12 protein-coding genes are annotated in these 16548 nt (G+C 37.2%); 9 read left to right on the top strand and 3 right to left on the bottom strand.

Annotated features, from left to right (window positions below; genetic code table 11):
• The first annotated feature begins 10 nt into the window (after positions 1-10).
• The 7 genes from ACLU24_RS03690 to ACLU24_RS03720 all read left to right on the top strand — a co-directional run bounded on the left by ACLU24_RS03690 (position 11) and on the right by ACLU24_RS03720 (position 4397).
• On the top strand, positions 11-424 hold the full coding sequence (locus tag ACLU24_RS03690) for a hypothetical protein (protein WP_412610412.1): 414 nt from the start codon (positions 11-13) through the stop codon (positions 422-424).
• 66 nt (positions 425-490) lie between these two features.
• Entirely contained in the window at positions 491-1252 is a 762-nt protein-coding gene (gene hisA / locus ACLU24_RS03695; RefSeq protein ID WP_412240826.1) for a 1-(5-phosphoribosyl)-5-[(5-phosphoribosylamino)methylideneamino]imidazole-4-carboxamide isomerase, read from the top strand.
• Positions 1233-1565: a phosphoribosyl-AMP cyclohydrolase gene (gene hisI, locus ACLU24_RS03700; protein ID WP_412610414.1), complete on the top strand. Its 333-nt coding sequence runs from the start codon at positions 1233-1235 to the stop codon at positions 1563-1565. The genes hisA and hisI overlap by 20 nt, the downstream gene beginning before the upstream one ends.
• Positions 1566-1587: 22 nt before the next feature.
• On the top strand, positions 1588-1917 hold the full coding sequence (gene hisE / locus ACLU24_RS03705; RefSeq protein ID WP_412610415.1) for a phosphoribosyl-ATP diphosphatase: 330 nt from the start codon (positions 1588-1590) through the stop codon (positions 1915-1917).
• 119 nt (positions 1918-2036) lie between these two features.
• Positions 2037-3200, top strand: coding sequence for an amidohydrolase (locus tag ACLU24_RS03710; protein WP_412610416.1), 1164 nt, complete (start codon positions 2037-2039; stop codon positions 3198-3200).
• 118 nt (positions 3201-3318) lie between these two features.
• Positions 3319-3858 carry a ribosome hibernation-promoting factor, HPF/YfiA family gene (gene hpf / locus ACLU24_RS03715; RefSeq protein ID WP_412610417.1) on the top strand — a complete coding sequence of 180 codons (540 nt, stop codon included), beginning with the start codon at positions 3319-3321 and terminating at the stop codon, positions 3856-3858.
• Between the two features lie 143 nt (positions 3859-4001).
• Positions 4002-4397 carry a metal-dependent transcriptional regulator gene (locus ACLU24_RS03720; RefSeq protein WP_412610419.1) on the top strand — a complete coding sequence of 132 codons (396 nt, stop codon included), beginning with the start codon at positions 4002-4004 and terminating at the stop codon, positions 4395-4397.
• Between the two features lie 41 nt (positions 4398-4438).
• Here the strand turns inward: ACLU24_RS03720 and ACLU24_RS03725 are convergent, their stop codons facing one another.
• Positions 4439-5200, bottom strand: coding sequence for a formate/nitrite transporter family protein (locus ACLU24_RS03725; protein WP_412610421.1), 762 nt, complete (start codon positions 5198-5200; stop codon positions 4439-4441).
• Positions 5201-5457: 257 nt separating this feature from the next.
• On the opposite strand from ACLU24_RS03725, the gene ACLU24_RS03730 reads away from it, so the two are divergent.
• Complete coding sequence (locus ACLU24_RS03730; RefSeq protein WP_412610423.1) at positions 5458-6018, top strand: VanZ family protein; 561 nt, start codon at positions 5458-5460, stop codon at positions 6016-6018.
• 648 nt (positions 6019-6666) lie between these two features.
• Here the strand turns inward: ACLU24_RS03730 and ACLU24_RS03735 are convergent.
• Both ACLU24_RS03735 and ACLU24_RS03740 read right to left on the bottom strand, forming a co-directional pair.
• Entirely contained in the window at positions 6667-10155 is a 3489-nt protein-coding gene (locus ACLU24_RS03735) for an FtsX-like permease family protein (RefSeq protein ID WP_412610424.1), read from the bottom strand.
• 33 nt (positions 10156-10188) lie between these two features.
• Positions 10189-10893, bottom strand: a complete 705-nt coding sequence (locus tag ACLU24_RS03740; RefSeq protein ID WP_412610426.1) for an ABC transporter ATP-binding protein — start codon at positions 10891-10893, stop codon at positions 10189-10191.
• A 702-nt stretch (positions 10894-11595) separates the two neighbouring features.
• On the opposite strand from ACLU24_RS03740, the gene ACLU24_RS03745 reads away from it, so the two are divergent.
• Positions 11596-16548 (top strand): starch-binding protein (locus ACLU24_RS03745; RefSeq protein WP_412610427.1); only part of this gene is annotated, 4953 nt, incomplete at its 3' end.

The raw sequence follows: 16548 nt of genomic DNA on the forward strand, positions 1-16548 counted from the left end.
GAGAATAATTATGGAAATTCGTATGTTAAAGTTATCTGAGGATAAAGATCCAAGATTAAGCAGTATGGATATTTCATCTATATATTTAGGATATTTTGTAGTAAATGGTAAAGTAACATATTCAACTCATGTACCCATTGCTAGCAAGCCAGATTATGTGCTTTTAACATTAGGAAATGATGATAGCATTTGCTATTTGTGTCATGTCGAAAAATATGATTATAAAGGCAAAAGTATATCTTTTTCACCTGATGAAAAAGATATACAGAACTACATACCAGAAATATATAAATCTGAAGAGAATGTTTCTTGGTTACTATTGGATTCAATGCAAAAAATTTCATTAGACTTTTTATGTGGTCTTTGCAAAGATGAAAAGATGGTAGAGTTTGTTAAAAATAGAGCAAACAATAAAATTATATAAATAAAATATTTTAAAATTAATAATTAAACAGTTTGTGGGTAAGCCCCATAGAAAGGGTGGTTTTTAATGATTATTTTACCTGCTATTGATATTAAAGATGGTGCTTGTGTTCGTCTATATAAGGGCGATTTTTCTACCGTTCATAAGGTCGCTGAAAATGCAGTTGATACTGCAAAAAGCTTTGCTGAGCAGGGTGCAAAATGGCTGCATATGGTAGACCTTGATGGTGCTAAGGACGGCGAAAGAAAAAATTCCAAAGTTATACTTGATGTCCGAAAGAATACTTCACTTCATATAGAAGTCGGCGGCGGTATTCGTGATATGGCTTCTATAGAGTATTATCTTAGCCAAGGCATAGACAGAGTTATTCTTGGTTCTGCGGCTGTTAAGAATCCGGAGCTTGTAAAAGAGGCTGTAAAGGAATACGGCGTAAAGATTGCCGTAGGAATTGACGCACTCAACGGAATGGTTTCTGCTGAGGGCTGGACTGATACATCAGAAATCAGCTTTACAGAACTTGCAAAGCGTATGGAGCAAATTGGTGTAAGCTGTATTATTTTCACGGATATTTCTAAGGACGGTATGCTTTCAGGCCCTAATCTTAATCAGCTTGATGAGCTTAAAGCGGCTGTTTCTTGCAGAATTATTGCTTCTGGCGGTGTCGCCAACCTCAAGGATATTATCAATCTTACTGACCTTGATGTTTATGGCGCAATCTGCGGAAAGTCGATTTATTCAGGAAGTCTTGATTTAAGAGCAGCTGTTGAAATTGCTCATGCTGCCGAAAACAAGGGAAAGGGTGCAAGCTATGACTACCAGCAATCTTGATTTTATAGAGGATTATTTTCAGAAATCTGAGCTTATTCCTGCGATAATTCAGGAAAAAGATACAGGAGAGGTTCTTATGCTTGCGTATATGAACCGTGAATCTATGCGTAAAACCTTTGAAACAGGCTATACATGGTTTTATAGTCGTTCAAGACAGGAACTTTGGAATAAAGGTGCAACTTCTGGACATCTTCAAAAGGTTATTTCTATCAAGGGTGATTGCGATAAGGATACACTGCTTGTAACGGTTGAACAAACAGGAGCGGCTTGCCATACCGGAAGTCATAGCTGTTTCTTTAGGGATTTACTTTAAAATAATGAGAGGTATGATTAAAATGACAAACGATACATTAAAGGCACTTTATGAAACAATTCTTGACAGAAAATCCAATAAGCAAGAGGGGTCTTATACTTGCTATCTTTTTGATAAGGGTTTAGATAAGATTCTTAAAAAGGTTGGCGAGGAATGTAGCGAAACAATTATTGCTGCAAAAAATGGCGATAATTCCGAAACAGTTCTCGAAATTTCAGACCTTATTTATCACCTTTTCGTTATGATGGTTGACCAAGGTATCGCCGTTGAAGATGTTATGGCAGAGCTTGATAAGAGAAGTAACAAGACCGGCAACCTCAAAAAATTTCATCAGGTAGACAAGAACACCTGATTTTATAAAAGTTATAATAACACTTCTTTAAATGAAAAATAAAGAAAAAACAAAAAAATAATTTGATTTTAGCGACACGCAGGATTATTTCTTGCGTGTTTCTAAATATGGGGGATTTTATGGATATAATAAATGCAAAAATTTTCACAATGAATGATAAAGATACTATCGTAGAAAATGGCTATATAAAAATTAAAGATGGAAAAATTTTTGAAATAGGGGATATGCTAAGCTATGTTTCAAATGGTGATGAATTTATAGATGCTGATGGTGCAAGTGCTTATCCGGGCTTTATAGACGGACATACGCACTTAGGTATGTTCGAGGACGGACTTTGCTTCGAGGGCGATGACGGAAATGAATCCACAGACCCGATTACACCACAGCTTCGTGCGATTGACGCTATAAATCCATTTGACCGAGGTTTTGAGGAGGCTTTAGAAGGCGGAATTACAACTGTTCTGACAGGTCCGGGAAGTGCAAATCCGATTGCGGGACAATTTGCCGCAATCAAAACCTATGGTAAGCGTATCGACAAGATGATTATATCCGCTCCAGCGGCTATGAAGTTTGCACTTGGAGAAAATCCTAAGAGTGTTTATAACGATAAAAGTCAGATGCCTGTTACAAGAATGGCTACGGCGGCACTTATCCGAGAAACTTTATATAAGGCTAAACGCTATATGGAAGATAAAGCAAAGGCACAGGCTGATGACGAGCTTGACGAACCTGAATATGACGCAAAATGCGAGGCTTTGATTCCACTTTTAGAGAGAAAAATTCCTGCACATTTTCACGCGCACAGGGCAGATGATATTTTTACAGCGATACGCATTGCAAAGGAATTTAATCTTGATTTAGTATTAGTTCATGCAACAGAGGGATATATGATTCTTGACGAACTTAAAGAGGAAAATATTCCGGTTCTTGCAGGTCCTTATATGACGGATAGAAGTAAACCCGAATTAAAAAATCTGAGCAGAGCGGCAACTGGAATAATGAGCAACAATGGCATTAAGACTGCTATTATTACCGACCATCCGGAAACTCCGATTCAATTTTTGCCATTGACGGCGGCTGTTGCAGTTCGTGAGGGTATGGACGAATATGACGCTATTCGTTCAATTACGTCAACTACGGCAAAAATTTGTAAAATATATGACAGGGTAGGCTCAATAGAAGTCGGAAAAGATGCTGATATTGTACTCTTTAACGGTTCTCCACTTGATGTTATGAAAAAGCCAAAGGCTGTTATAGCAGGAGGCAAGTTCATAAATTCGTAATTTATGATAAATTTAATAACATTCTGATAATTTTCAAAAAAATGCTTTTCTTTTTTTGTTTATTGTGATATAATTATCTTAGCAAAGGTCCTAATGATTAATCAAGGAGGCACTAAGTATGAATGTTAATATCGTTGGAAGAAAGGTCACACTAAAAGACAATTTTAAAGAGCGTGTAAACAAGAAGCTCGGCAAATTTGAGCGTATTTTCAGTGAAGATGCAAATGCTACTGTTACTGTAACAGTTGAAAAGAATCGCCAAGTAGTCGAGGTTACTATTAGAGATAATGGAATGTTGTATCGTGCAGAAAGTTCAGCGTCAGAGATGAACGATGCACTCGACAGCGTTGTAGATATTTTAGGTGGTCAAATCAGAAAGAATAAGGCTAAGCTTAGTAAGCGTTTGCGTGCTGATTCTATTGACCAATATTTCGCTCCGGTTGACGAAACAGATAGTGAAGCTATTGAGGAAGAATATAAGGTCGTCAGAACAAAGCGTTTTCCTGTTAAGCCACAAACTATTGATGAGGCTATTCTTGAGATGAACCTTATCGGACATCAATTCTATATGTTTAGAAATGGTGATACAAACGAAATCAATGTTGTTTATATAAGAAATGACGGCACATATGGACTTCTTGAACCAGATGCTGGTTAATAAAATTTAAACTCAATGAATGGAGCAGTTCATTTTGTACTGCTCCATTTCATTTGTAATAATTGATACTTGAATATTGCATAAAATTATGTTAAAATAATAAAAATAATCTATAAAATTTTACACTAATAGAGGTGAGAAATTTGAGAATTCACGAATCTGCAGAAAATTATCTCGAAACTATACTAATGTTGAGAATTAAAAATCCTTATGTTCGTTCTATTGATATTGCAAACGAGCTTGGTTTCTCAAAACCAAGCGTCAGTGTCGCTATGAAAAATCTTCGTGAGAATGGCTATGTTAATGTTGACGGTGACGGATATATAACCCTTACTGATAAGGGCAAAAAGATTGCTGAAACTATGTATGAGCGTCATAAGTGGATTTCTACTTGGCTTATGCGCCTTGGTGTAAATGAGAAAACTGCTGTTGAGGACGCTTGCAGAATAGAGCATGTTATAAGTGCAGAAACCTTTGAAGCTATTAAAGGCTTTACAAAGGAATTTATGTCTAAAGCAAATATTAAAAATGATGACTAAATAAAAATGCTTGCAGAGTTGATTTTCTGCAAGCATTTTTGTTACTTTCTTTTTGTTACAAGCTGTATCGGTAGGGCAAAGAGGATTGCTCCGCCGACCATATTCCCAAGTGTTACGAATATAAAATTGTTTATTACTTCTTGTGTTGGAAGTCCGCCGAGCAAGAAACCTGATACGGTAAAAATTCCCATATTTGCTATGCAGTGTTCAAAACCTGCAATGACAAAGGCGGTTATTATACAGAACATAATGACAAGCTTTCCGCTTTCAGTTTTCATTCTTGTGCCAATGAATACCGCAAGGCATACAAGATAGTTACAAAGTATTCCGCGGATAAATAATGTCAAAGGGTCAAGCTCTAATTTTCCCGGTATGATTGCTGAATAGTAATCAGTTAATATTCCGCTTGCACAACCGCTTAAAACTAATAATCCACCAATGATAAATGTTCCTATAAAGTTTCCTATATAGCTCATACCCCAGATTCTTAAAGCACTGCCAAACTTTACTTTTTTGTTATAAAGCCCAAAAGCCATAGTCATATTGTTGCCTGTGAAAAGGTCACCGCCAACAAAGACTATAAGTACGATTGCTATTGGAAACAAGATCGAACCAAGAAACTTTGAAAGTTCAGGAGAACTTTTGTAAAAAACCGCAGCGGTGATATTAGATAGGATAATTGCAACATCAATGAAAAAACCTGCGATAATTGCTGAAGTCATATATCTAAGCGGAGAATTTTTCGACATATCGCTTTTTTTGACAGCAGCATCACATAATGAGTCTATTTCTTTACTAAACAAGCTGAACCCTTCTTTACTTTTTATAGGTTAAACAAACCAAACTATATTATAATAAATCGTTCGCCAAAATACAACTATTTTTGCCTATTTTATTATATTGAAAGAATTTTTTACTAAAAGATTTGAATTGTTTTGTTTTTATATAATTGTAATTGATTATTTAGAAAAAACTGTTATTTTGATAATTGACCTAAAAGATTTGGTACTATATAATAGCAATGTTGTTTTTAATTAGAGAAGTGTTAAGAGGTGCTTTTATGACCTTAGGAAGACCATTAGCATTTTTTTCTGGAATAGTGGCTTTAATTTTTTGGATAATTGTTTCTTGCATAACTAAAAAAGATCGTTCTAAAAAGATACTGATTTCGTTATTTATTGTATATATGACGGTTGTAGTTTCAATTACAATTTTTCCGCTAATTATTGACCCAGAGCTAATGCCTATAAATGATAGAAGTATAATTTTAGTTCCATTTTCAACGATTACAAATCTTCTTGAAAATGCTACATTATGGACTATAGTTTTACAAATTATAGGAAATATAATTATGACAATTCCTTATGGAATTTTTATACCGTTTATGGTTAAGAGGAAAAGATGGTATAATTATTTAGTGTATACTTTGATATTTCCGCTTGCTATTGAATTGACACAGCTTATAATTTGTATATCAACTAATAGTTTTTATCGCACTGTTGATATTGATGATGTTATATTAAATTCGATTGGAATTATTATCGGATATGGGATATATAAAATCTTACCTAAGTTTGTAAAAGAATACTTTGAAAATAATAATACAGAGAAAAATTCATAAAAATGTTAGCTTGATAAAAAATTAAAAGTTTCGCTCGAGCCTTTTCTACACCAGCTTTGCTGGTGAAAGTTGCTCGTAGATCAAGGGCGAAGCCATTGTCGACGTCCGCAGACGGCGAAATACTTTATACTTCACAAAGCGTAGGAGGATAGAAAAACATTCCACCGGAATGTTTTTTGTAGGGAATCCTCGCAGAGGGTGACCTGTTTAACTGACGTTGATATTAAAAGAAAAATAGCGGCGAATTTTATCCGCCGCTTAGTAGAGTAAAGAATGTTAAAGGCTTTGCCCTTAAAACCCACGAGGGACTTCGTCCCTCGACCCTGCAAGTTTTTAATTGTCTTAAAGAATTTGCTAACTAATCGGTAGATTAGTCCTCCGCGTAAATAAACCTCCCTAACTCATTGCGAGCGAGACTTGTCGAGCGATTACGCAACTTGGGAGCGGCGGCTCGCCGCCTTGAGGGAAATTTTTAATCGTCTTAGGAAAATTTGCTAACTAATCGGTAGATTAGTCCTCCGCGTGAATAAACCTCCCTAACTTATTGCGAGCGAGACTTGTCGAGCGATTACGCGACTTGGGAGCGGCGGCTCGCTGCGAAAAATGACTTACTCGAAAACGGGTAAGTCATTTTTGTTATTTGAGAGGTTATTCAACAGATTTCAGAGATTCGACCATATCTATTTTTTTCATCTTGCGATACATTATGATATTTACTATTGCTGAGAATACCGCTGTTAGTACAAAACCCCATACAAAGCTCATTGGATTATTTTCTTTAGAGAACATAACCATATCCATCTGAATAGTTTCTACAACAAATTTTGTGAATACTGAACCTAAGAGAAGTCCGACTATTGCACCTACTATTGTAAGAACTATATTCTCGCGATAGATATATGCCGCAGTTTCTCCATTATAGAATCCAAGCACTTTGATAGTAGCAATTTCTCTGACACGCTCTGCGATATTGATATTTGTAAGGTTATAGAGAACAACTGTTGCTAAAGCACCTGCACAAATGATTAGTACAAGAACGATAACATTCAATGATTGAAGCATATCATCAACAGACGAGATAATATCAGAAACAAAGCTTATTGTAATAATATTATCATTTTTCATCCATTTAGTTGCGAGAGAACTTTCAAGCTCACTATTTGTATTGTTTATCTGAGCATAAATGGTGTTATATCGAATATTATTTCCTGTGATTTGCTCATAATAACTGGGCATCATATAGATATAGTTGCTTGCATAGTTTTCAGTAATGCCTGTGATTGTAACCTCGTAAGGTTCATCAGATATAAGCATTGTGAATTTATCGCCTATGCCTACACCAAGTATATCTGACATACGCTCAGTTACTACAACGCCTTTGTTTGTGAGTTCAACAGGTGTTTTATTAACACGAGTTCTTAGGTCAATAAGCTTTTTGAAATCTTCATTATTTTGTGGAATTATACAGCTGAGTTCAAGCTGTTTCTTTGAAGAATCTACATAAGCTTTTGTACTGCTTGTGTTACTTGCGAGTATAGTTGAGAAGTTCTTGTCTTTTGAAAGTTCATCAAGTAGAGGCTTGCACTTCTCATAGCGTTCAGATTCTTTAAGTGCCATAACCGCACTGTATTTTGTAATATCTCCGAACTGCTTTTCTGCAACAACTGAAATAGATGCTTTCAATCCAAAACCGGCAACTATAAGTGCTGTACAGCCTGCAACACCTATAACTGTCATAAGGAATCTTGCTTTATATCTGAAAAGATTTCTTGCTGTAACTTTAGATGTGAAGTTGATATGCTTCCATATGAATGGCATCTTTTCAAGAAGAATACGCTTGCCTGGTTTAGGTGCTTTAGGTCGCATAAGAGTTGCGGCATTAAGTTTTAATTCCTTTACACAAGTGAATATTGCGACTGCACAGGTTGCGATTATAGCAACGGCTGATGATATTAACACAACTCCATAATCTACTGAAAGGTGCATTTCTGGGAGAGTATAAAGTATGCCGTAGGTTTGAACTATAATTCTTGGCAGTGTCGCAATACCTATGAGCGAACCTATGATACTTCCTAAGATAGCCGCAATAGCAGCATATAGGAAATATTTCATTATAATTGAGAACGGAGTGTAGCCAAGTGCTTTTAGTGTACCGATTTCTGTTCGGCGTTCCTCGACAAGTCTTGTCATAGTTGTAATGCAGACAAGAACAGCAACTATAAGGAAGAATACAGGGAATACAACGGCAACGGAGTTGACTCTTTCGGCGTCTTCTCCAAGTCCTGAATAGCCCTTGTTGTCATCTCTGTTATATACATACCATTTATATTTAGGAATATCTGCGATTTTATCCTCTGCATCTTTGATTTTTTCTTCGCCCTCAGCGAGCTTTTCTTCGGCTTCTTTTTTGCCTGATTCATATTCAGACTTACCCGCATCAATTTTCTTTTGACCGGCTGTTTTTTGAGTTTCAAGCTCTGTTTTTCCTGCGGCGAGTTTTTCTTCTCCGTCAGATATTTCTTGCTCGGCATCTTTGAATTTTGCTTCGGCAGAAAGTTTTTGAATTTGAAGTTCAAGCTTGCCTTCACGAAGTTCACTTTCTGCACTTGTGATTTTATCCTTGGCGGTATCTAAAGTAGCCTTACCTTCACTGCTCTTTGTATCAAGTTCTTTTTGAGCAGAATCAAGCTTTTGTTTAGCCTCCGCAAGCTTTTTTTCGCCGTCATTGAGTTGTTTCTTGCCAGCTTCGTATTGAGCTAAACCCTCATCATATTGCTTTTGGTATTCAGCAATTTTTGTTTCAAGCTCTTTGATTTTCTGTTTTTGTGAATCCGTGAGATATTCCTCCGGAATTTTTTTCAAAACATCTAAAGAAGCATTGGCAACAGTTAGAAGTGTATCAAGGTTGTTAAGCTGTTCCTTTGCGTCATTTAGTTTTTCCTCGGCTTGAGGTTTGGTTTCGTAGGTAAATTTATTATATTGTTCCTGATATTCAGAATTAGCAGTATCAATTTTTTGCTGGGCTGCTTTGATTTCTTTGTTATACTTATCAAGTCCGTCCTGATATTCTTGCTTGCCATTTTTAAGCTGTTCTTCACCGTCTTTAAGTTTTTTTTCAGCGGCGGCGATTTGCTCATTATAAGTTTTCTTAGAGGACTCAAGTTCTGCTTTGCCGTCTTTTAGCTTTTGTTCGTTTTCTTTGATTTCTTTTTCAGCGGCGGCAATTTTTTCATCAAACTCTTTTTGTCCGTCATCTAATTTTTTCTTAGCGTCTGCAAGCTGTTGTTCTGCTTCGGCTTTTTTATCAGAATATTCTTTTTTAGCATCGGCTAATTTCTTTTTAGCGTCTGCGAGAGTGCCTGAGTTAAAGCGTTCTGCGGCATCTTTTGAGAGATTCTCAAAAGTAGTGGTTTCGTCCTTAATCATATTTTTATAATCGTCGGAAATCGCTGAATATCCACTGGCAGATGCCTTGGTTTTGACATAAAGCTCGGTATATTTTTCATATGCGAAATCTTCCGCAGGAATCATTGCAAAAAATGAAATTGTTCCGTTTCCGACATTAGTATTGCCGTGCTGAAAGGTTATGTACATAGGAGATTCTACCTTACCGACAATCTTAAATTCGGTCTTTTTAAGATATGTGCTTGTTTTGGTATCTCCGACATTTGGCTGAATCTTTAGTGTATCGCCGATATTAAGATTGCCATAGCTGAGAGTTGAATTTTCTATGACACATTCGCCAGAATTTTGCGGGAATCTGCCCTCAATAATATTAAGCTTATTGATTGGCGTACCGCTTTCGGATTCCGGTACAGAATGTATTCTTACAACGGAATCGTGATTTCCAAGAGTTGTAATGACATCTGCCATATATGACGGCATAACCTGCATTACATCTTCAGCTTTTTCTATTGCGGAAATATCGTCATCATCAAAACCGACCGTTGAAACAAGTCTGAAATCCATAAGATTATTATCAATAAAGTAATCGTCGGCCGTCTTTATAAGACTTGGTGCAGATGACTTTATTCCGGAGAAAAATCCGATACTCAAAGCAATGATTGCAAGTATTGAAATAAACCTCGACTTTGTTTGCCAGATTTCTCGGAATATATTCTTTCTGAGAGATTTCATTTTTATATATCACCTCCAATAAATGCCATCTGATTACCATTCAATGTCTTCAACATTCATAGGCTCTTTATTGATGGTGTTGCTTACAACCTGACCGCTTCGCATACTTATAACCCTGTTTGCCATAGGTGTAATGGCTGAGTTATGAGTGATAAGAATAACTGTCATTCCGTCCTCACGGCATTTACTTTGGAGAAGCTTGAGGATATTTTTACCTGTATTGAAATCCAAAGCACCTGTCGGTTCGTCACAAAGTAAGAGCTTAGGCTTTTTTGCTAAAGCTCTTGCAATTGAAACTCTCTGCTGTTCACCACCTGAAAGCTGTGCGGGAAAGTTATTGATTCTATGTCCGAGTCCAACATCAACGAGAACATTTTCTGCATCGAGAGAGTCTTTACAGATTTGAGTTGCAAGCTCAACATTTTCTTTTGCTGTTAGGTTTGGGATAAGATTATAAAACTGAAAAACGAAACCTATATCATATCTTCGATAGGCTGCCAATTCTTTACCTCTTAATCGGCTTATTTCACGACCGCCAACAAATATTCTTCCTTTTGAGCAGTTGTCTATTCCGCCAAGAATATTTAGTATGGTTGTTTTGCCCGCACCGCTCTGACCTACAACAACAGCAAATTCGCCCTCATTGATTGCAAATGAAACATCATTGACAGCATTTATCTCAATTTCCCCCATTTTATAGGTTTTGAATACATTTTGAAATTCAACAAAAGCAGGCATAAATTTTCACTTCCTTAATTTAGAAATTCTTACAACATATAATGTAAGAGAATTGTTTATATCGAAAAGTAGGTATTTATACTATTCCGATAATACAATATAATTCTACCTTTTAATGTGCATAATGTCAATAAACAAGATTTATTAAATGCAATTATTTGGAGTTAATTTGAAGAGAATATTTGAAAAGTGCTCATAATGTATCATATCTTTATAATGAATGATTTTGTATATTTTTTATATCCACTTTATAAATTGATTTGAAAAAGAAAATTATGATTTTAAATTGTGTTGATAATTTTTGAAAATTGTTAAGAAATTAAGTTAAATGATAAAATTTATTCATTATTTATTCATATTTATTAAGCATATTAACTAAAATAAAAAAGTGCCATTTAGTCAACCATACAAAATACTGAAATTTAGTCATATAATTACAATAAGGAATTAAAAAAAGGCAGAAAAAGGTTATCTTTTTATATGAAGATTAAGGAAAGACTTGTTCTTTAATCACCGTTTAATCAACTATTTGAAAGGCGTTATGGAGGTGAATTTACGCCGGGCTGACGAAGCCATCAAAGGTAGTTTCGTGATAAGCTGTAAATAATTATTGGGGGTTTTTATTTTAGCTTATCTAAGGAATTATTTTCGTAGCTAAAAACAAACTAATTGACTAAACAACAAAGGAAAGAGGGAAAAAATTTGTTTAAAACAAAAACAAAATTCAGCACAAGAGTAATGAGCATATTTATGTCGCTACTTATGGCAGCATCTATGCTCACTGTTCTTATGTCAACTCAGCCGACAGAGGAAGTTTCTGCGGCTAATGATTATGGTCTTGCGGACAAGGCAGAAGAAGGTGTTATTCTTCATGCTTGGAACTGGTCATTTACTGCTATTAAGAATAATATGAAGGATATTGCTGAAGCTGGATATACTTCTGTTCAGACATCACCTGTTCAGCGTCCTAAGGATTATTCACAAGGCAGTGATCAGACAGGTTGGTGGAAGGTTTATCAGCCTACTACAATCTGCTTCGCTCCTGAAGGACACCCATGGTTCGGCACAAAAGCTGAATTTAAAGCAATGTGCGACGAAGCTGAAAAGTATGGAATTAAAGTTATCGTTGACGTTGTTGCTAACCATATGGCAAATAATACTGGTCATATTGGTAACACCAGAGCTGATATTTCTGACCAAAATGACCCGACATTCCGTGATGATGACAGTTGCTGGCATTTGAATGGTTCAACTGGTATTGACTATAATAATCAGCATCGTAACGGAGATACATCAAGCCTTACACACGGTTTCGGCGGTTGGCCTGACCTTAATACAGGTAACAAGAAGGTTCAGAACGCTGTAATAGACCTCTTGAAAGAATGTATCGACCTCGGTGCAGATGGTTTCCGTTTTGATGCTGCAAAGCATATTGAGCTTCCAACAGATCCAGGCGGAGCTTCTGATTTTTGGCCAACAGTAATAAATGGTGCTAATAATTATGCGGCATCTAAGGGTGTAAATATCTTCTGCTATGGTGAAATTCTTGATGACTCTGCAACAGATATTACTAACTACACAAAGTATATGGCCGTTACAGACAACAGATCAGGAAATGCAACTCGTTATGGTGTTAAAAATGGAAATATAGGTGAGGCAGCTAATTCTTCACTTAAATATAATGGAGTACCTGCAAATAAAATAGTTCTTTGGTCTGAATCTCATGATACGTATGCAGCTAATGGATTTACAGGCGAATCTACAAAGTTCTCTCAAGATGAAATTAACAGAGCATGGGCTATTGTAGCAGCCCGTGCTTTCTGTGCGTTGTATTATGTCCGTCCAAGCAATTTTAATGCTCAGATGGGTGAAGCAAGTGGCAACACAAGTTGGAAAAATCCAGAGGTTGCTGAAGTTAATAAGTTCCACAACGCATTTGTAGGACAATCTGAGTATATGTCCAGTAGCGGTAATAATGTTCTTGTTGAGCGTGGAACAGAGGGTGTTGTTATTGTTAATATTAACGGCAACTCTCAGCAAATCAATGCTAAAGTCAACAAGATGAAGGACGGCACATATACTGACCATGTTTCTGGTAACACATTTACAGTTTCTGGTGGTCAGATTAGCGGTCAGATTGGTAACAAGGGTATCGCAGTTGTTTATAAAAATGTTATAAGCGGTAGCGTTTCTGCAACACCTGCAACAGGCACAACATTCACCACAGATACACTTTCTGTTACATTGGGTGCTAAAGATGTTACAAACGCTAAGTACACAACATCTGAAGGTGCATCAGGTTCTTACACAGACGGTCAGAAGATTACAGTAGGTGCATCTACTGCTGTCGGCGGTACTGTTAAGGTTACTCTCTCAGGTACCAAGTCAGATGGTTCTACTGCAACAGCAGAGTATATCTACACAAAGAAAGACCCGAATGCAGTTACAAAGATTTACTTTGATAACTCAAGCTACAACTGGAGCAATGTTTACGCTTATGTATATGGTGAAAGCGGCGGCGGAAGCAGCGGCGGTGGCGGTACAACAGTAACAACTGGTGATATTTGCTTTACAGACAGTTTGAACTGGGGTAATGTATACGCATACTTCTTCAATGATAGCGGAACATGTGGTTCAGAATGGCCTGGAACTCAGATGTCCAGCTATGAAACTAATCCATTTGGACAAACAAATTACAAAATCTCAATACCAAGTGGAGCAACAAGTGTTGTATTTAATAATGGTAATGGTACACAGACAGGCGATTTGACACTTAGCGGAGTTACAGGCTATTATCTTGATGGTTCTGCCGATAACGCAAAACCATGGGATGCAAGTGCTATGCAAAGTTTGTCAGAATCAACTGTATCAGTTAAGGCAGTAGCTACTCAGGTAAGTGCTTCTTCAGCAACAGAAAATGCTGCATGGCCAGGTGTTGCAATGACAAAAAATGCTGATGGACTTTATGAATATAAGGTTCCGGATAATCTTGTAAATGGTAGAGTAATTTTCTCTGATGGAACAAATTCCGCAACAAACAGATACCCTGCTGATATGGAACCAGGTCTTGAGATTGGCGATTCTTCAAAAATCTTTAAGGCTGGAAATAAGTGGGAAAATTATACATCAGTTACTCCAACAACAGATCCAACTGTAACAGCCGATAAGGCTTCAGGCTCTTCTTTCACAACAGAAACTTATGATGTTACACTTGGTCTTTCAAATGCCGTATCAGGTACATATTCTGTTGATAACGGTCCTACAAAGACTTTCACAAGCGCAACAAAGGTTACAATAGGCGAAGGTAAAATCGGTGACTCTGATGTAACAATCAAAGCTACTGCAACAGATTCTAAGGGTACAACAAAGAATTATACATTCACCTATAAGAAGACATATGTCAAGAAGACATCTTCAACTAAAAAACTTTCAACTAAGGCGGCTGCAAGAGCAGTAGCAGCTACAGCAGCAAGCAATTCATCACTTGCAAGCTACTATAAGACAAATGCAGTAGGTAAGGGTTCTAGTAAGACAATAACAGTTGACGGTGATGTTTCTGATTGGAATAGCTCAATGCTTATTGCACAGGGTGCAGCTAATGATGACCCTCGTGTATACCGTCCAAACTCAATGTACGAAATCCCATATGATGCTTATGCACTTTATGGTGCTTGGGACGACAAAAATCTTTATCTTATGATAGAGATGACAAACGTTCAGGACGTAGTTGCTCCTGATGATAATTTCCCAATGGGTTCAAATGCAACGGTTGATAATATTCCGATGTTTATCTATATTGACACAGGCAAGAGTGATGCTATCGGAAACAATGGTAAGACTCAAAAAGGCGGCACGCTTTGGGATTGCAAAACAACTGTTACAAGCAGCTTCAACAGAGTTATTGCTATGTCATCAGGTGTTGGTAAAAACGGTCCTTATATTTATGGCGGCGACAGCACAGGAATAAATCCGGTAGAACTTGGAAATTCCACAACCTCCGGTATTGTATACAAAACAGGCAAGGGCATACTCAGCAAAGAGGTTTGGGGTATCAACGGTGCTTATGGCGAATATAATAATCGTGTAATCGGCGATATGTGCAGTGATTCTGCCGATTGGGTAGACTTTAATACAAAGAGCCATAACAGTGCAACAATGGACTACAACTATGAAGTTTCCATTCCGCTCAGCCAGCTTGGTATAACAAAGAGCGATATAGAAAACAGCGGTATTGGTGTTCTCTTCGTTCATAGTTCAGGTGCTTCGGGTATGGATTGCATTCCGTATGATATTACAATGAACGACAATGCAGACCAGTCAGATCCAGGATCTAACCCAGAGAACAGCTTTGAAAAGGGCGATGAAGACAATATCACAACTTCTTTCGCAAGAATAGGTAACGGTACTACACCACCACCTCCTCCTGATCCAGATCAAGATCTTCCACTTCAGGTAAACTTCGGTGCTGACCGTTCTGCTCCTCAGGAGGCTGGCACAGCTCTTACACTTAAGGGTATCGGCTACGGTGGTTCAGAAACAGGCTACAAGTATGAGTTCATCGTTGATGGCACAACAGTACAGGCAAGCTCCTCTAAGGACAGCTATACTTGGAATCTTACAAGCGGCAAGCACATAATCAAGTGCATTATCACTGATTCAAAGGGTGCAACTGCTACAACATCTAAAACTTATACAGCAGAAGGTGGCGTAGATCCACAATTACCTCTCAAGAATAATTCAACAATCAGTGCTACAACTATCAATAAGGGTAGTTCTGTAACAATGAAGGCAGCAGCAACAGGTGGTACAGCTCCTTATACTTATACATACTTATGCCAATCACCTTCAAGCTCAAGCTACACAACACTTAAAACAACAACGGCAACAAGCTATAAGCATACTCCAACAAGTGCAGGCACATATTATTATGCAGTTAAGGTTACTGACGCAGCAGGCGATAGCCAAACTAAGAAATTTACAGTTACTGTAAAGGCTACTACAACAGCACTTGCAAACAATTCAACAATCAGTGCAACATCAATCAATCTTGGTTCATCAATTAAGCTTACAGCAAAGGCAACAGGCGGCACAGCACCATATAAGTATGTATATTTCTACAGACTTCGTGGTGCCCTCGATTGGACAGCTCTTACAGGCACAACAACAGCAACAACATGCACACATAAGCCAACTAAGGCTGCTAACTATCAGTATGCAGTAAGAGTATTTGATTCAACAGGTAAGTATCTTACAAAGACATTTGATGTAAATGTTAAGAAGGTTGCAGCTCTTGCAAATACTTCTACAATTAGTGCAACATCAATTAACCTTGGCTCATCAATTAAGCTTACAGCAAAGGCAACAGGCGGCACAGCACCATATAAGTATAAGTATTTCTATAGACTTCGCGGAGACCTCGATTGGACATCTCTTACAGGCGTAACAACAGCAACAACATGCACACATAAGCCAACTAAGGCAGTTAGCTATCAATATGCAGTAAGAGTATTTGATTCAACAGGTAAGAATCTTACAAAAACATTTAATGTAAATGTTAAGAAGGTTGCAGCTCTCGCAAATGCTTCTACAATCAGTGCAACATCAATTAACCTTGGCTCATCAATTAAGCTTACAGCAAAGGCAACAGGCGGCACA

Origin of the sequence: Pseudoruminococcus sp., assembly GCF_047012705.1 — a bacterium.
Lineage (GTDB): Bacteria > Bacillota > Clostridia > Oscillospirales > Acutalibacteraceae > Pseudoruminococcus.